The organism is Pseudonocardia sp. P1, assembly GCF_000178675.2.
Lineage (GTDB): Bacteria > Actinomycetota > Actinomycetes > Mycobacteriales > Pseudonocardiaceae > Pseudonocardia.
Map to the genome: position 1 here is coordinate 1,336,661 of NZ_ADUJ02000001.1, position 16,313 is coordinate 1,352,973.

Sequence of the window (16,313 nt, forward strand, 5' to 3'; positions counted from 1 at the left end):
CCGTCGTCGGCGCCATGCTAGTTCTCCCCCTCACGCGGCCCCACCGTCGGGTCGCCGCCCGCGTCCAGCCGTTCCCAGGCCGCGCGGTCCGGGTCCGACTCCGTCGCCCGCTCCCGTGCCCCGGGAGCGGAGTAGCGCGCACCGAGCCGCGGCAGCCGGGGTTCCCGGACCACCAGGAGCACGGCCGCCCCGAGCGCGAGCACACCACCCGCGACGGCGAGCCACGGCCACGGGGTCGCCGTCACCGCGCCCATCCCGCCCGGCGCGTTCGGCGCGGTGAGCCCGGACCGGGCCGAGGCGAGCTCGGCCGCCGTCGGCGGGACGACGAGCAGCCGCACCGTCAGCCCGACGGCGGCGATCGCCGCCAGCCCGACGAGCACGCCCAGCAGTCGGCGCGCGATGCCGGACAGGGCCACCAGCGCGGCGACCGCCGCCAGCAGCAACGCCGCGACCGCCGTCACCGCCGGCTGCAGCTGCGCCCCGGTCGCGGTCGCCTCGACGGTGCCGCGGGTCCCCGTCGGCACCGCCACGCCGAACCAGGCCGCCGATCCGGATCCCCACAGCGCCGCGGCCCCGGCCAGCAGGCCGAGGACCACGAGCCCGAGGGCCCGCCGATCGGTGCGTTCCGGGGCGGCGGCCGTCACGGGGTGGACCCGTTCGTCTCGGGCGGCCGCAGGGAGCCCGCGGCCGCGACGGCCGACAGCACCGCCCTGGCCTTGTTGAGGCACTCGGTGTCCTCGGCGGCCGGGTCGGAGTCGGCGACGATCCCGCCGCCGGCCTGCACGTAGGCCGTCCCGTTGCGGATCATCGCGGTGCGGATGGCGATCGCGGTGTCGGCGTTCCCGGCGAAGTCCAGGTAGCCGACGATGCCGCCGTACTGGCCGCGGCGGGTCGGCTCCAGCCGGTCGATGACCTGCATCGCCCGGACCTTCGGCGCGCCGGACAGGGTGCCCGCCGGGAAGCAGGCGACGACGGCGTCGAACGCCGTACGTCCGCCGCGCAGCAGCCCCGTGACCGTCGAGACCAGGTGCATGACGTGGCTGTAGCGCTCGATCTCGAAGAAGTTCCGGACGGTGACGGTGCCCGGCTCGCAGACCCGGCCCAGGTCGTTGCGGCCGAGGTCGACGAGCATCAGGTGCTCCGCGCGCTCCTTCTCGTCGCCGCGGAGCTCCTTCTCGAGCAGCTCGTCCTCCTCGTCGGTCGCGCCGCGCCACCGGGTACCGGCGATCGGGTGCGTCGTCGCGCGGCCGTCGAGCACGCTGACCAGGGCCTCCGGGCTGGACCCGACGATCGAGAACGGCGGCCCGCCCGCAGCGTCCTCCAGGCTGAGCAGGTACATGTACGGGCTCGGGTTCGTGGTGCGGAGGACCCGGTAGACCTCGAGCGGGTCGGCGTCGCACTCCATCTCGAAGCGCTGCGAGAGCACGATCTGGAAGGCCTCGCCCGCCCGGATCTGCTCCTTCGCGTCCTCGATCGCGGCGTGGTGCTCGGCCGGGGTGCGGCGGCGGAGGAACTGCGGCTCGCCCGGCCGGTACACCGCCACCGACGACGGCGCCGCGGCCCCCAGCTCGCCGGTCATCCGGTCCAGCCGGGCGACGGCGTCGTCGTAGGCCTGGTCGACGCGCTCGTCCGAGGCGTCCCAGTTGATCGCGTTCGCGATGAGGGTGACCGTGCCCTCGTGGTGGTCGAGCGCGGCCAGGTCGGTGGCCAGCAGCATCACGAGCTCCGGGAGCTGCAGGTCGTCGACGGCCGGGTCGTCCGGGTCGGCGATCCGCTCCACCCGGCGGACGACGTCGTAGCCCAGGTAGCCGACCATCCCGCCGGTCAGCGGGGGCAGGCCGGGCAGCGGCTCGGAGTGCAGCTCGGTGACGACGGTGCGCAGCGCGTCGAGCGGGTCGCCGCTGGTGGGCAGGCCGTCGGGCACCTCACCGGTCCAGCGCAGCTCGCCGTCGACGGCGGTCAGCGCGGCGGCGCTGCGCGCCCCGACGAACGACCAGCGCGACCAGGACCGGCCGTTCTCCGCGGACTCCAGCAGGAAGGTGCCGGCCCGGCCGTCGGCCAGCTTGCGGTAGACGCCGACCGGGGTCTCGTCGTCGGCCAGCAGGCGCCGGGTCACCGGGATCACCCGGTGCGCGCGGGCGAGCTCGCGGAACTCCTCGCGGCTCGGGCTCACCGCTCCCAACGCTGCGGCCGAGAGGACGGTCGTGGTGCCGGGCACAGCGGTCATGGCGAGCATTGTCCCCCACCGTGACGGGCACGGTCGGGCGGGTGAAGATGGGGTCATGACCGCCTCCCAGGCCGACGCCGAGCAGCCCCGGCGGCGCCGCGGGCGTCGTTCGGGCGGCACCGACACCCGGGCCGCGCTGCTCGCGGCGGGTCGCGCCGAGTTCGCCGAACGCGGCTACGAGGGCGCCACCGTCCGCCGGATCGCGGAGCGCGCCGGGGTGGACGCGGCGATGGTCAACCACTGGTTCGGCGGCAAGGACCAGCTGTTCGTCGCGACCCTGGAGCTGGAGATCGACCCGGCCCGGGTGCGGGCCGAGGTGCTCGGCGGCGACCCGCGGGACGTCGGCGAGCGGGTGGTCGGCGGCTTCCTCTCCGTGTGGGACGCCGCCGGCGACGGTGGTGCGATGGCCGCGCTGCTGCGGAGCGTCGCCGGGCACGAGTTCGCCGCCCGGATGCTGCGCGAGTTCGTGACCCGGGTGATCCTGCGGCCGGTGACGGAGCGGGTGTCGCCGGACCGGCGCGCGGAGCGGGGTGCGCTGGTCGCGTCGCAGCTGATCGGGCTGGGGATGATGCGGTACGTGGTGCGGCTGGAACCGCTGGCGTCGGCCTCCCGGGAGGAGCTCGTCGCGTCGATCGGCCCGACCGTGCAGCGCTACCTGACCGGGAACCTGGGGTCGACGAACCCGGAGGCGTAGGCGGTCACGACGGCCTGCGTCCGGTGCCGTGCGCCGGTCTTGGCGAGCACCGCCGCGACGTCCGCCGTCACCGTCGGCACGTCGAGGCGCAGCTCGTCGGCGATCTCGGCGTCGGACAGCCCCCGCGCCGCCAGTCGCAGCACCTCGCCCTCGCGGGCGGTCAGCCCCGCCCCGGCCAGCCGGTCCCCGCCGGCGGGCGCGAACCCGGCGACCAGCTCGCGGACGGCGGCGGGGAACAGCAGCGCCTCCCCCGCCGCGACGGTCCGCACGGCGCGGGCGACGTCGCGGGACGGGGTGCGCCGGAGCAGGAACCCGGACGCCCCCGCACAGAGCGCATCGTACACCCGGCGGTCGTGGCCGAACGTCGTCAGCACCAGCACGCGCGGCGGGTCCGGCCGGGCGAGCAGGTCCCGGGTGACGGTGAGGTCGCCGGTGGTGTGCAGCCGCACCCCGGCGAGGACGACGTCGGGGCGCAGCCAGGCGACCAGCCCGGGTGCCTCGGCACCCCGGGCGGTCTCGCCGAGGACGGTGAGGTCCGGCTCGGCGGCGACCACGGCGCGCAGGCCGGCGCGGACCGCGTCGTCGTCCACCAGCAGCACCCCGACGGTCATGTCGCTCCCCTCGGCCCGGCCGTCCCGGGGACCGTCCTACCCCAGGTCGCGGCCGTTCCGGGTCGCGCCGCGCCGGTCCCGTGCCCACCGTGGCCCGGTCGGCGCAGCCGGAGGCGGCCGCCCGGCGGCGCGGTGGCCGGGTCCCGGCGCCGCCCGCACACTGAGGTGATGACCGATCCCGTCGCGCTGCTGCCCGGCGCCGTCACCGACCGGCTCGCGGCCCTGCGGTCCCGGGTCGGCTCGGCGGTGTTCTCCCGGGTCGCCGGCGACGAGGGCTCCGGCCGCCGGGCCCGGATCCTCGGCGCCGACGGCCCCCGCTGGTTCGACGACGACGCCCCGATCCGCCGGGTGCACGGCGACGCGTCGATGTTCGTCGGCGGGCTGCGCGCGCTGCTGCTGCAGTCGCTGCACCCGCTCGCCATGGCCGGCGTCGCGGGGCACTCGGGGTTCCGCGGCGACCCGTGGGGACGGCTGCAGCGGACGTCGTACTTCCTGGCCGCGACGACGTTCGGCCCGGCCGAGGAGGCCGAGCGCGTCATCGCGAGGATCCGGCACGCGCACGGGTACGTGCAGGGGACGGCGCCGGACGGGCGCCCCTACTCGGCGTCGGACCCGCACCTGCTGCGCTGGGTGCACGTCGCCGAGATCGACAGCTTCCTCACCGCGCACGACCGCTACGGCAGCGAGCCCCTCGACGCGGCGGGCCGGGACCGCTACGTCGCCGACACCGCACGCGTCGCCCGCGCGCTGGGCGTGCCGGACCCGCCGGAGACGGCCGCGGAGCTGGCCGCACAGATCGAGGGGTACCGGCCGGAGCTGCGCGGCACCCCGGAGGCCCGCGACGCCGCCCGGTTCCTGCTCCTGGAACCGCCGCTGCCGCTGACCGCGCGGGTGCCCTACGGCGTGCTGGCGGCCGCGTCGGTGGGCCTGCTGCCGCGCTGGGCGCGGATGCCGCTGCGGCTGCCGTGGCTGCCGGTCACCGAGGCGACCGTCGTCCGGGCCGGCGGGACGCTGATCACCGCGGGGATCCGCTGGGTGACGAGCGCGCCCCCGGAACCGGCGCCACCGGTGCCCCCGATGCCGCCGGTGCACCCGTAGCCGCTGCTCTCCGCTACTCCGCTGCTCCGCTACTCGGCGGCGAGCAGGACGTCGGTGTCGAAGCAGGTCCGGGTGCCGGTGTGGCAGGCCGGGCCCTCCTGGTCGACGACGACGAGCACGGCGTCGCCGTCGCAGTCCAGCCGCACCTCGTGCACGTGCTGCACGTGTCCCGACGTGTCGCCCTTGACCCAGTACTCCTGCCGGGACCGGGACCAGTAGGTGCCGCGGCCGGTGGTCAGCGTGCGGTGCAGCGCCTCGTCGTCCATCCAGCCGACCATCAGCACCTCACCGGCCCGCGACTGGACGACCGCGCAGACCAGGCCGTCGGCGTCGCGCTTGAGCCGGGCGGCGACCGCAGGGTCCAGCGCCGACTCGGTGACCCGCGTGCTCATCGGACCTCCACTCCCCCGTCGCGCATCGCGTCCTTGACCTCGCCGATCCGCAGCTGTCCGAAGTGGAACACGCTGGCCGCGAGCACGGCGTCGGCGCCGGCGCGGACGGCCGGGGTGAAGTGCTCGACCGCGCCCGCACCGCCGGAGGCGATCACCGGGACGTCGACCACCTTCCGGACGGCCTCGATCATCTCCAGGTCGAACCCGGCGCGGGTGCCGTCCGCGTCCATCGAGTTGAGCAGGATCTCGCCGACGCCCAGCTCCTGGCCGCGCTCGGCCCACTCGACGGCGTCGATCCCCGCGGAACGTCGGCCGCCGTGCGTGGTGACCTCCCAGCCCGACGGCTGCGGCTGCCCGCCCTCCGGGACCCGGCGGGCGTCGACGGACAACACGATGCACTGCGAGCCGAACCGCCGCGACATCTCGTGCAGCAGCTCCGGCCGGGCGATCGCCGCGGTGTTCACACCGACCTTGTCGGCACCGGCGCGGAGCATCCGGTCGACGTCGTCGGGGGTGCGGATGCCGCCGCCGACGGTCAGCGGGATGAACACCTGCTCGGCCGTGCGCCGGACGACGTCGATCATCGTCCCGCGGTCCGACGACGACGCCGTGACGTCGAGGAAGGTCAGCTCGTCGGCGCCCTCCGCGTCATAGACGCGGGCCATCTCGACCGGGTCGCCCGCGTCGCGGAGCTCCTTGAAGTTGACGCCCTTCACCACGCGCCCGGCGTCGACGTCCAGGCAGGGGATGACGCGGACCGCGACGCCCATCAGGCACCCACCTTCCGGACGGCCTCCAGCGCCTCCGGCAGGGTGAACCGGCCGGCGTAGAGCGCCTTCCCGATGATCGAGCCCTCGATGTTCACGCCGGTCGCGGCGACCTCGGCGAGCCGGACCAGGTCGGCCACCTCGGCGATCCCGCCCGACGCGACGACCGGCGCCGTAGTCGCCTTCGCGACCTCGGTGAGCAGGTCGACGTTCGGGCCCTGCAGCGTGCCGTCCTTGGAGACGTCGGTGACGACGTAGCGGGCCGCACCGTCGCGGTCGAGCCGCTCCAGGGCCTCCCAGAGGTCACCGCCGTCGGTGGTCCAGCCGCGGCCGGCGACCCGGCGCCGCCCGTCGATCATCTTGACGTCGAGCCCGATCGCGATCCGGTCGCCGTGCTCGGCGAGGACACGCCGGCACCACTCCGGGTTCTCCAGCGCGGCCGTGCCGAGGTTGAGCCGGGCGGCGCCGGTCGACAGCGCGCGCTCGAGGGACTCGTCGTCGCGGATGCCGCCCGACAGCTCGACGGACAGGTCCAGCGTGCCGACGACCTCGGCGAGCAGCTCGGCGTTCGAGCCCCGCCCGAACGCCGCGTCGAGATCGACCAGGTGCACCCACTCGGCGCCGCCGCGCTGCCAGGTCAGGGCGGCCTCCAGGGGCGAGCCGTAACCGGTCTCGGTGCCGGCCTCGCCCTGCACCAGCCGGACGGCCTGGCCGTCGACGACGTCCACCGCGGGAAGCAACGTGAAGCTCACGGGGCCAAGGGTATCCAGGGCCGCCCCACGGCCCGGGGGTGGCCGGGGACGGCGTCGTCGAACTCGGCGCGCGACCCGGTGCCGGCGGCCCTACCGTCGCCGGCATGGATCTCTCCGGGGCACGCACGCTGGTCGTCGGTGCGACGGGGGTGCTCGGTGCGGCGCTGACCGACGCCCTGCGCGACGCCGGCGCGACGCTCGCACTGGCGGGCCGGTCCGCACCGGCCGGGCAGGGCGACGAGCCGACCTTCACCCTCGACGCGCTGGACCTGGAGCGGTGCGCCGCCGTCGTCGACGAGGCGGCGGACGCGCTCGGCGGGCTGGACCTGCTGGTCGTCGCGATCGGGGTGGCGGGGTTCGGTGACGAGGCCGAGACCGACGTGGTCACCGAGCACCTCCTGACGGTGAACGCGCAGGCCCCGATGACGCTGGGCCGGGCCGCGCTGCGCCGGTTCCCGCCGAAGGACGACGGCGGCGGCACCGTCGCGATGATCTCCGCGATCCTCGCCGACGTCCCGACGCCCGGGATGGCGACCTACTCGGCGTCCAAGGCGGCGCTCTCGGCGTGGCTGACCGCGACCCGCCCGGCCGCGCGACGGCAGGGCGTGCGGGTCCTCGACGTCCGCCCACCGCACATCGAGACCGGCCTGGCCGACCGGGCCGTGGCGGGGACCCTGCCGACCGGCATCAGCGCGGGCTCGGACGTCGGCGCTCTCGTCGGGCACGTGCTCGACGCGCTGCGCGACGACCGGCGGGCCGTCACGTTCGACCTGCGGAGCGGGGAGTACGCGGTCAGCTGAGCGCCGGCAGCCCGAGCCGTTCGCGGGCGGGAACGAGCGCAGCGGCGATGTCGTCGTCGGTGTACTCGTACTGCAACGCCGCCTCCCGGAGCCGGTCGGCGGCCTCGCGGACCTCGTCGGCGTGCGCCTGGTGGATGTCGAGAATGGAGTCGATCTTCGCTTGGAACACGGCCTGTGCGTCGACGGACACGACGTCGTCACCGCACCGCGGGATGGCGCGCAACCCGTTCGCGTCCCGGAGGGCGGCCATCATCGCCTCCGCCTGCGCGGCGAGCAGTGCGTGCACCGCCAGGACGTTGTGGGCGTCGACCTGCACCATCAGGCTGTCCGAGGCGGTTCCGCGGGGTGAGTTCGCTGCGATCGTCACGCCCGGAACGGTAGGAGCCGACGATCCCGCCCACGCGGTTCTCCACAGCCCGGTTCGCACGAGCGAACCCGATGTCAGGAGACCCTCCGGCGCGCGCTCTCCAGTGCCTCGGTCGCGGCGGCGTCCGCCTGCGCACAGACCTGGTCGACCGGGTACGGCGCGCCCGAGCCCCGCTGCCGTTCGACGGTCTGCACCTGGATCCGCATCAGCTGCGCCTCCCCGACGTCGACGAGGATCTCGCAGAGCGGATAGGTGGCCTCACGCTCCACGATCCGGACCGTCCCGTATCCCGCGATCGTGCCGACGACCGCTCCGGGGGCACCCACGGCATCCGCCGCGTCCTGCGGGATCAGCTGGACGCTGTAGTCGAACGGGGTGTCCAGGCTGCCCCAGCCGCACGCACGCGTCGTCGTCCCACTCGACACGGCGGTCGCCGGCCTGCCCGTCCCCACTCGGAGGTCGGCACGAGCGCGGGCCCCCACCAGAGCGCACGGGTCCAGGCGCTCGATGTCGATCTCCGCCGGCCGGGGCGGGAACGGATCGGGCGGAGCCGCCGGGGCAGAGCTGCAGCCGGCCACCGTCGCGGCCGTCGCGACCATCAGGGCGATCATCCGACGTGGACGGGCATGCGAACGGGCCACGGATCCTCCAGTCGGGCGCGTCCGGCGAGACTAGCGACCGCCTCCTCCCGGAGGAGCCTGATCAGGGCGACCGGTCCACGAAGCGGAGAGCGACACGTGGGAGCGGCCACGTCTTCGCCCCCGGGCAGCCGAGGCACCGGGCACACGCTCTGTCGTCGTGCGGTCGGGCGGGCCGGCCAGGTGTGTACTCAGCCGAGCGCGGGGAGGCCGAACTTCTCGCGGGCGGGGATCAGCGCGGCGGCGATGTCGTCGTCGGTGTACCGGTACTGCAATGCCGCCTCGCGGAGCCGGTCGACCGCTTCGGTCACTTCGTCGAGGTGGGCGCGATGCACCTGGAGTATCCGGTCGATCTTCGGCTGGAACGCGGCCTTGGCGTCGATCGACACGGGGTCGTCGCCGCACCGCGGGATGTCCCGCATCCAGTCGGCGGCGCTCAGGGCGGCGTTCATCGCCTCGGCCTGCGCGGCCAGAATGGCGTGTACCGCCAGGACGTTCTCGGGACCGACCTGCGTCATCAGACTGTCCGATGCCGTTCCCCGTGGACTGTTCGCAGCAATCATCATGGGCGGGACCGTAGGAACCGTCGCGTCCACCCACAGGACGATGACGGTGACGGTTCTCGATCGCGAACGACCTCCTGTCAGCCGGTCCGGCCGCGGACGGCGGTGCGCAGTGCGTCGGCCGCGACCGTCTCCGCCCTGCGGCACACCTCGTCGGCGGGGCGAGGCGATCCGTCCGTTTCCCGCGTGATCGCAGCGGCGCGAGCTCGAATCGCCCGTGCCTCACCGACGTCGACGACGATCTCGCACAACGGGTAGGAGCCGACCCGGTCGATCACCCGGACCGACCCGTACCCCTCGACGACCCCGACCCGGGTCCCGGGCGCTCCGACCGCGTCGGCGGCGTCCTCGGGGAGGAACTGCACGCTGTAGTCGTATCCCGTGCGGATGCTCGACCAGCCGCACACCTGCGTCGAGACGCCCCTCACCGGCGCTGTGCCGGCACGCGCGCCACCCATCTGCAGCTCGGATCGAGTCGTGTCGCTCAACAGGGCGCACGGATCCAACCGCTCGATGGCGATGTCCACCGGACGGGGCGGGAACGGATCCGGCGGGCCGGCCGGACCGGAACTGCACCCCACGACCATCACTGCCACGGCCAGGACGACGGCGACGACCGGTCGCGAACGGGGTGGCGGCACGGATCCTCCCGGGCGGGTGTCGGCTGAGCGTAGCCAGCTCGTCCCCGTGTCACGGCCGGTTCAGCCCACCCCGGCTCACACCATTCGGACCGGCGGCTCACATCCGTGGACCGACCGGTCGTCCGCGTCTACCGGACGTACCTGGTCAGAAAGGCGGGCCCTGGAACGGATCCCCTGTCCCGTCTCCCGGCCCGTCGGCGCCCGGGCAGGTCGTCCGGTCGGCCGGACCGTCGGAGGTCGTCATAGCCGACCCCCCGATCGTCTCCGAACTCGGCTCGAGCGGATCGGTGAAGTGCCGGTAGTCCGCCGGGCGCGAGGTCTCCGACCAGCCGCACGGGCTGATCCAGGTCAACGCGCCGTCCGGCCCGGCCAGGACCTGCCAGCCCGGCACGTCCTTCAGCTTGTGATGCCCCAGGCACAGTCCGTGCAGGTTCGCCGCGCTCGTCGGTCCGCCTGCGGCCCACGGCACCAGGTGATCCAGGTCCCGGATCGGCCGGGTGCACGACGGGCCGCGGCACGTCCCGTCCCGCGACCGCACGAAGTCGGCCAGACCCTCCGGCGGGTGGTAGGTGCTGCGCCCGTGGTCCAGGCACACGCCCGACAACGGATCGGTCACCAGCCGCTGCCACACCCCGCCCGCGGCCAGCGCGCGAGCGGTGACCGCCGGGATCGGACCGTGCCCGACCAGCTCCGCCGGCCGATCCGCCCCGAGCAGGGTGTCGAGGGAGACCACGACCTGGATCAACGGCTTGCGCCCGATCACGTCGGACGGATCCGGCTTCGCCGCGAGCGCCCGGACCACCGCCTCGGTGACCGACGCCGCCTCACCGACCGACACCGCCTCACCGACCGACACCGCCTCGGCACCCGCCCTGCCGAGCTCGCCCTCGACCGCGGCGCAGACGCTGCCCAGGTCGGTCACCGACAGCGTGCCCTGCAACAGCTGGTGGGCCAGGTCGACCCGCCGCTGGTCCAACGTCCGCGGATCGTCCGTGCCGAGCGACCGGGCCAGCCGGTCCACGCACCGCCACGACGCCTCGGTCTGCTCCGCCGTGCCGCCCAGCCACAACGAGGCCATCCCCTCGTCGCCACGACTGATCGACATCCGCCGGTCCGCCTTCGCCCGCTCGTGCCGGACCCGGGCGCCGTCGGGATCGGCCCGCGCGATCGCGCGACGCAGTCGGTCCCGCAGCAGCCGGTACGGCGTCCCCGGTGCACCGGCCAGGATCCGATCCTCGACCTCCCGGGCGAGCTCGTCGGACAACACGGCGGTGGCGTCGCCGATCGCGCACGCGAGGCGCTCGTCGATCTCCCCCGACTCCCACGTCGACAGCGTCCGCGGCAGCACCTGCCGGAACCGCAACGCCTCCCCCAGCAGGCCCCGCGCCTGGTCCCGGCTCACGCCCAGGACCAGCGCGACCTGGTCCGGCAACCACCGCGAGACCTCGCACACTACTCGCGGATCCGCGTCCGGTGGCGCCGCGCGCGACCCCGCCGGGTGCCGGGACGCGAACTCACCCAGCATCCGGGTCCGCAACGCCGAGGCCCAGCGCACCATCCGCTCTGCCCCTTCGACCACGGCGAGCACCTGCTCGTCGGAGAGCAGGTCGGCCATGCCACCCGCGGTCTGGCACTCCAACGCCAACCCGTGCCCCACCGGCCGGTCCCGGTGCACCGTCGCCGCCCACGGCTCGTCGTCGCCGCACAGCCGCGCACACAGACTGCGGGGCATCCCGTGTGGGCACGGGTCGGCGAGTACCGCGTCCAGCGAGACGAGATCGCCGTCCAGATCGACCATGTGTTCGATTCTACCGGTGCCGTGACAGTCCCCTCTAGAAGAACCTGAGCCCATCCGGCGCAAGGACACGACCGCTCGGCCCGATCGACCCGCGGCGGGCCATGGTGCCGACGGGCTGTGCCACCGGGGCGGGCCGGGGCACGGCGGCGGGCCGGGGACCGCGGCGGGCCGGGCACCGCGCGTGCCGGGACACCGAGGCCGACCGGGCACCACGCCGAACCCAGCACCACAAAACGCCAGAACACCGAGGCCGACCGGGCACCACGCCAGACCCAGCACCACAACACGCCAGAACACCCAGGCGGACCCAGCACCGAGGCAGGCTGCAGCTCCGTGGTCGATCCCGCGACGGCCCACCCGCCCACCGCCCGAGCCGGGCGAGCCCCGTCGGCGAAAAGGCGCGGCCCGCCGATCGGAGGCGCGATCCCGCACTTCTCACCGTCCCCGCGGAACCGGCGAGACCGCTGGTCACCGGCGGAGCGGCGACGGCGTCGGCGACACAGTCACGACACGAGCGAGCCCGGACGCGTGCGACGAGCGATACCGCGGGCAGGCACACCGGTGCGCGGCCGGGCCGGCGAGCCGCACCGGCAGGCGGGAACGCGCGCGGCGGGTGGCCCGGGAGCCCGCGCCCGCCGGTGTCAGCCGACGGGGTGCGACCCGTCGGCCGCCTTGGGGACGAGCACCTCGCCCTCGAGACCGTCGGGGTCGCGGAAGAACATGCTGAAGGCCGCGCCGAAGTCGTTGACCGTGCCGTCCGAGGCGCGGTGCGCCATCAGCCGCTCCCGGATCGTCGCGAACGCCGCGTACGACGACGCCCGCAGACCGACGTGGTCCAGCCGCCCGCGGTGCCACATCGGGGTCTGGCGGTCGGCCTCGTCGCTGCCGGGCACGGTGAACACGTTGAGCTCGGTGTGCGGACCGATCCGCATCACCGTCATCGTCTCCTCGGCGTCCTGCCCGTGCGACCGGGTCGGCCCGATCTCGGCGTCGAACACCGCCTCGTAGAAGGCCCCGAGGCGCCGGGGATCGTGGGTCAGGGTGGCGATGTGGTCGACCCCGCTCAGCAGCACGGCTCGATCATCCCCTCTCACCGGGTCCGCTCAGCCGACGGACGTCAGCCAGTTCTCCAGCACGGTCGCCCCGGCGTCGCCGGACTTCTCCGGGTGGAACTGCGTGGCCGTGAGCGGCCCGTTCTCGACGGCCGCGACGACGTCCTCGCCGTGGTGGGTCCAGGTGACCTTCGGCGGGGCGATCGCGTGCGACTCCTGCAGCTCCCACCGTCGCACACCGAACGAGTGCACGAAGTAGAAGCGGGTCGCGTCGTCCAGCCCGGCGAACAGGGTGCTGCCGTCGGGGACCCGCACGGTGTTCCAGCCCATGTGCGGCAGGACGTCGGCCTGGATCCGCTCCACGGTCCCGGGCCACTCGCCGCAGCCCTCGGTGTCCTCGCCGAACTCGACGCCGCGCTCGAACATCACCTGCATCCCGACACAGATGCCGAGCACCGGCCGTCCCCCGGCCAGGCGCCTGCCGATGATCTGCGGGCCGCGGACCTCGTGCAGACCCTTCATGCAGGCCGCGAACGCACCGACGCCCGGGACGACGAGCCCGTCGGCCTCGACCGCGGCGTCGAAGTCGGACGTGACGGTGACGTCCGCGCCGACGCGTTCCAGCGCCCGTTCGGCGGAGCGGAGGTTTCCCGAGCCGTAGTCGAGGACGACGATCCGTGTCACCGGGCCAGGATAGTCGCCGGTCCGTGGCCGACCGTCAGGACCGCCCGGCGCGGGCCGTGACGACGGCCGACGTCCCGGCCGCCGCCGCCAGGCAGGCCCCGGCGGCCAGGGCAACGGTCCCGGGACCGATCACCACCGCGACCGGTGCGCCGGTCGCGACCGACAGCCCCGACGCGACCGCCAGGAGCGGCGCGACGGTGACCGCGACGCCCAGCACGACCCCGACGAGCGTCGCGGCGCCCGCCTCGGCCGCGGCCACCGCGATCCGCTGCCCGGGCGTCGCACCGGCCGCGGCGAGCACCGCGAGGTCGGGACGGCGGGAGCGGGCGGCGGCCGCGATGCCGTTCACGACGGCCAGCCCTCCGTAACCGGACGAGACGGCGACGAGCAGCGCGGCGAGCGCGTCGGTGAGCTGGGCGTCGACGGCGTAGTCGGCCAGGGCGTAGGACCGCGCGTCCCGCACGGTGACGCCCGCCGGCGGCGGATCCGGCACGGCGTCCGAGGGGAGGAACGCCGTGTCCGTGAGCGCGGCCGGGTCGTGCGCACGGACGTCGTCCCGTGCGACGGCGACGTCCCCGCGCCGCTCGTCCGGTGGCAGCACCCGGGAGACCCGCAGCGCCGGGTCGCTGCCGTCGGCGAACCGGACGGGCAGCACGTCACCCGCCACCACCCCGAGGCCGGCCGCGACCGGCTCGGAGAGCACCACCTCCCCCGGCCGGACGAGCGCGGTGTCGGCGGTGCCGACGGCGTCCACCGCGGTCGGACCGGCCGGGCCGCGCAGCACCAGCACGGTCGGCAGCGGGATCCGCGCGCCGGGGACGGACAGCGCGCGGGCGGTGGTGTCCGGCATCCCCGGCGCTCCTGCCTGTTCGACGGCGACGCTGCCGGCCAGCACCGCGGTCCGCTGCGCCGGGTAGGCCGCCGCCATCGTGTCGACCAGGCCGCCGATCAGGACCGCGAACCCGACCGCGACGACGGCCGGTGCCGCCACCGCCGCCGACCGCGCCGGTGCGGCGGTGAGCCCGGCCCGCACGAGGCCCGGCACGGCCCCTCCGGACAGCGGCCCGGAGCCACGGGCTCGTGCGCCTCGGGACGGGACGGCGGCGAGCCCACCGGGAAGCGCGATCACCGCGGGCGCCAGCAGCGCCGCGGCCACCACGAGCACCGCCCCGGCCGCCAGCGCGAGCCCGATCCGGCCGTCGCCCTCCGCACCGGCGGTGAGCACCGCGAGTACCCCGCCGCCGACCGCGACGACGAGCCCGGTGACCAGCCGCGGCCGTCCGGCCCGGCCGGCGGGACCGCGGTCGGTGACGGCGTCCAGCGGCACCGCGCGCGCCGCCGTCCTCGACGCGGCGAGGCCACCGCCGAGCGCCAGCACGATCCCCGCCGTGGCCGCGACGAGCAGCGGCCCCGGCGTCACCGGCACGGACCCGATCGGCCGCGCGGCGTCCACCGCGACGAGCGCCCGGTACAGCGCCGTCCCGAGCGCGGCCGCGAGCGCCGTTCCCAGCGCCGCACCCGCGGCCCCGACCAGCGTGGCCTCCCCCAGCACCACCCGCCGGACCTGGCCGGGCGTGGCACCGACCGCGCGCAGCAGCCCGAGCTCGCGCCGCCGCCCGGCGACCGCGGTGGACAGCGCCGCCGACCCGACGACGACCGTCGTCACCCCGGTCAGCAGGCCGAGCACGGCGAGCAGCTGGTCGCCGCGGTACCGGACGCGGGAGTCCTGCACCGGCTCGACGGCGCCGCGGTCGTCGCCGGTCAGCACCGCCGCGCCGGGCGGGACCTGCGACGCCGACGGCACCGGGCCGAGCACCCCGATCGTCCGGACACCGGGCGCGAGCCGGGCCGCCTCCGCGTCGGTCAGGTACACCCCGGGGCCGTCGGTGACGCCGGTGACCCGGACCGGGCGGACGGCGTCGGCGAACAGCACCGGCAGCTCCGCACCGGGGCGCAGGCCCAGGTCCGCCCCGACGACGGCCTCGCCGGGAACCGACGGCGACCCGCCCGCGACGATCCGGTACCCGCCGAGCGCGAGGCTCGCGGTGCCGTGCCCGCCCTCCCGGTCCTCCGGGTCCCCGGCCGGGATGCCGCCCGGCATCGGGACGGCGGGGAACGACCGGTCGGGCACCGCCGTCGTCCCCGGGGTCGCGCCCAGCCGGTCGGCGACGGCGGCGGCCCCGGCCGACGGCCACGGGACCCGTCCGTCGGACCGCGGGGTCCGGGACTCCGCGACCCGGGGCGGGACGACCAGCGCCGACGTCGCCGAGAGCCGCTCCTGCACCGGCGGCCGGGCGGCCCCGGCGGCCAGCAGTACCGCGCCGAGCAGCCCCACCCCGACGGCGACGGCGAGCACCGTCGCGAGCAGCTCCCGCCACCGGACCCGCAGGTTCGCCGCGGCGATCATCGGACGGCACCCGCACGCCCCGCGACGCGGCGGGCGATCCCGGTGGCCGTGTCCCCGTCCCCCGACCGGCCCGGGACGCCGAACCGCTCGTGCACGCGACCGTCGCGCAGGACCACCACCTCGTCCGCCCAGGCCGCGGCCGCCGGATCGTGGGTGACCATCAACGTCGTCACCCCGGCCACGTCGGTGCACCGCCGCAGCAGCCCCAGGACCTGCGCCGACGACGTCGAGTCGAGCGCGCCGGTCGGCTCGTCGGCGAACACCGTCGCCGGGCGGGACAGCAGGGCGCGGGCGATCGCGACCCGCTGCTGCTGCCCCCCGGACAGCTGTGCGGGGCGGTGCCCGGCGCGGTCGGCGAGCCCGACCTCGTCCAGGGCCGCCGTCACCGCGTCCCGGGAGACGCGCCGCCGCGCGAGCCGCGCGGGCAGTGCCACGTTCTGCGCGGCCGTCAGCGAGGTGACCAGGTTGAACGCCTGGAACACGAACCCGATCCGTTCGCGGCGCAGCAGCGTGCGGCTGCGTTCGGACAGCGCACCGAGGTCGGTGCCGTCGAGCAGCACGTGGCCCGACGTCGGCACGTCGAGCCCGGCCGCGCAGTGCAGCAGCGTCGACTTGCCGGAGCCGGACGGCCCCATCACCGCGGTGAGGGTCCCGGGACGCAGGGTGAGGTCGACGCCGTCGAGGGCGGCGACCGCGGGACCGGCGCCGGAGTGCACCCGGCGGACGGCCCGCAGTTCGAGAGGAGGGGTCATGCTCCCGAGCAGACCCCGGCGACCGGGCCGGGCGCGGTCACCCGCACGGGAGAGCGGAGGTAGCCCTGGC

18 protein-coding genes are annotated in these 16,313 nt (G+C 75.7%); 3 read left to right on the forward strand and 15 right to left on the reverse strand.

Features of this window, described 5'->3' with window-relative positions:
• Positions 1 to 17: 17 nt before the first annotated feature.
• Positions 18 to 644, reverse strand: a complete 627-nt coding sequence (locus tag PP1_RS05730; RefSeq protein ID WP_029239857.1) for a Trp biosynthesis-associated membrane protein — start codon at positions 642 to 644, stop codon at positions 18 to 20.
• Entirely contained in the window at positions 641 to 2,227 is a 1,587-nt protein-coding gene (locus tag PP1_RS05735; protein WP_029239856.1) for an anthranilate synthase component I, read from the reverse strand. The genes PP1_RS05730 and PP1_RS05735 overlap by 4 nt, the downstream gene beginning before the upstream one ends.
• 55 nt (positions 2,228 to 2,282) lie before the next feature.
• Here PP1_RS05735 and PP1_RS05740 point away from each other — a divergent pair, with 55 nt between their 5' ends.
• Positions 2,283 to 2,921, forward strand: coding sequence for a TetR/AcrR family transcriptional regulator (locus tag PP1_RS05740; protein ID WP_010239792.1), 639 nt, complete (start codon positions 2,283 to 2,285; stop codon positions 2,919 to 2,921).
• Here PP1_RS05740 and PP1_RS05745 read toward each other — a convergent pair.
• Entirely contained in the window at positions 2,879 to 3,532 is a 654-nt protein-coding gene (locus tag PP1_RS05745) for a LuxR C-terminal-related transcriptional regulator (RefSeq protein WP_075314127.1), read from the reverse strand. The genes PP1_RS05740 and PP1_RS05745 overlap by 43 nt on opposite strands.
• A 168-nt stretch (positions 3,533 to 3,700) precedes the next feature.
• Between PP1_RS05745 and PP1_RS05750 the strand changes: the two genes are divergently transcribed.
• Positions 3,701 to 4,630: an oxygenase MpaB family protein gene (locus tag PP1_RS05750; protein WP_010224571.1), complete on the forward strand. Its 930-nt coding sequence runs from the start codon at positions 3,701 to 3,703 to the stop codon at positions 4,628 to 4,630.
• A 29-nt stretch (positions 4,631 to 4,659) separates the two neighbouring features.
• On the opposite strand, the gene hisI is transcribed toward PP1_RS05750, so the two are convergent.
• The 3 genes from hisI to priA are packed head-to-tail and all read right to left on the reverse strand — an operon-like array spanning position 4,660 to position 6,541.
• Positions 4,660 to 5,022 carry a phosphoribosyl-AMP cyclohydrolase gene (gene hisI, locus PP1_RS05755; protein WP_010224570.1) on the reverse strand — a complete coding sequence of 121 codons (363 nt, stop codon included), beginning with the start codon at positions 5,020 to 5,022 and terminating at the stop codon, positions 4,660 to 4,662.
• On the reverse strand, positions 5,019 to 5,792 hold the full coding sequence (gene hisF / locus PP1_RS05760; protein WP_010224569.1) for an imidazole glycerol phosphate synthase subunit HisF: 774 nt from the start codon (positions 5,790 to 5,792) through the stop codon (positions 5,019 to 5,021). Before hisF ends, hisI begins: the two co-directional genes overlap by 4 nt.
• The gene (priA, locus tag PP1_RS05765; protein ID WP_010224568.1) at positions 5,792 to 6,541 is read right to left on the reverse strand and encodes a bifunctional 1-(5-phosphoribosyl)-5-((5-phosphoribosylamino)methylideneamino)imidazole-4-carboxamide isomerase/phosphoribosylanthranilate isomerase PriA; all 750 of its coding nucleotides are present in this window, start codon (positions 6,539 to 6,541) and stop codon (positions 5,792 to 5,794) included. The genes hisF and priA overlap by 1 nt, the downstream gene beginning before the upstream one ends.
• Before the next feature lie 104 nt (positions 6,542 to 6,645).
• On the opposite strand from priA, the gene PP1_RS05770 reads away from it, so the two are divergent.
• Complete coding sequence (locus tag PP1_RS05770) at positions 6,646 to 7,341, forward strand: SDR family NAD(P)-dependent oxidoreductase (protein WP_029239186.1); 696 nt, start codon at positions 6,646 to 6,648, stop codon at positions 7,339 to 7,341.
• Here PP1_RS05770 and PP1_RS05775 read toward each other — a convergent pair.
• The 9 genes from PP1_RS05775 to PP1_RS05815 all read right to left on the reverse strand — a co-directional run bounded on the left by PP1_RS05775 (position 7,334) and on the right by PP1_RS05815 (position 16,243).
• Positions 7,334 to 7,708, reverse strand: coding sequence for a PE domain-containing protein (locus PP1_RS05775; protein ID WP_029239185.1), 375 nt, complete (start codon positions 7,706 to 7,708; stop codon positions 7,334 to 7,336). The genes PP1_RS05770 and PP1_RS05775 overlap by 8 nt on opposite strands.
• Before the next feature lie 74 nt (positions 7,709 to 7,782).
• Complete coding sequence (locus tag PP1_RS05780; RefSeq protein ID WP_227012644.1) at positions 7,783 to 8,307, reverse strand: DUF3558 family protein; 525 nt, start codon at positions 8,305 to 8,307, stop codon at positions 7,783 to 7,785.
• Positions 8,308 to 8,537: 230 nt separating this feature from the next.
• Positions 8,538 to 8,864 (reverse strand): PE domain-containing protein, encoded by a 327-nt coding sequence (locus PP1_RS05785; RefSeq protein ID WP_010224564.1) that lies wholly within the window; start codon positions 8,862 to 8,864, stop codon positions 8,538 to 8,540.
• 125 nt (positions 8,865 to 8,989) lie between these two features.
• On the reverse strand, positions 8,990 to 9,496 hold the full coding sequence (locus tag PP1_RS05790) for a DUF3558 family protein (RefSeq protein WP_139324083.1): 507 nt from the start codon (positions 9,494 to 9,496) through the stop codon (positions 8,990 to 8,992).
• Positions 9,497 to 9,695: 199 nt separating this feature from the next.
• Complete coding sequence (locus PP1_RS05795; protein ID WP_010224562.1) at positions 9,696 to 11,348, reverse strand: HNH endonuclease signature motif containing protein; 1,653 nt, start codon at positions 11,346 to 11,348, stop codon at positions 9,696 to 9,698.
• Positions 11,349 to 11,989: 641 nt separating this feature from the next.
• On the reverse strand, positions 11,990 to 12,421 hold the full coding sequence (locus tag PP1_RS05800) for a VOC family protein (protein WP_010238666.1): 432 nt from the start codon (positions 12,419 to 12,421) through the stop codon (positions 11,990 to 11,992).
• Positions 12,422 to 12,451: 30 nt separating this feature from the next.
• Positions 12,452 to 13,084 carry an imidazole glycerol phosphate synthase subunit HisH gene (gene hisH, locus PP1_RS05805; protein ID WP_010238669.1) on the reverse strand — a complete coding sequence of 211 codons (633 nt, stop codon included), beginning with the start codon at positions 13,082 to 13,084 and terminating at the stop codon, positions 12,452 to 12,454.
• 34 nt (positions 13,085 to 13,118) lie between these two features.
• Positions 13,119 to 15,491, reverse strand: a complete 2,373-nt coding sequence (locus tag PP1_RS05810) for an ABC transporter permease (RefSeq protein ID WP_075314126.1) — start codon at positions 15,489 to 15,491, stop codon at positions 13,119 to 13,121.
• On the reverse strand, positions 15,488 to 16,243 hold the full coding sequence (locus tag PP1_RS05815) for an ABC transporter ATP-binding protein (RefSeq protein ID WP_075314125.1): 756 nt from the start codon (positions 16,241 to 16,243) through the stop codon (positions 15,488 to 15,490). Before PP1_RS05815 ends, PP1_RS05810 begins: the two co-directional genes overlap by 4 nt.
• Positions 16,244 to 16,313: the final 70 nt, after the last annotated feature.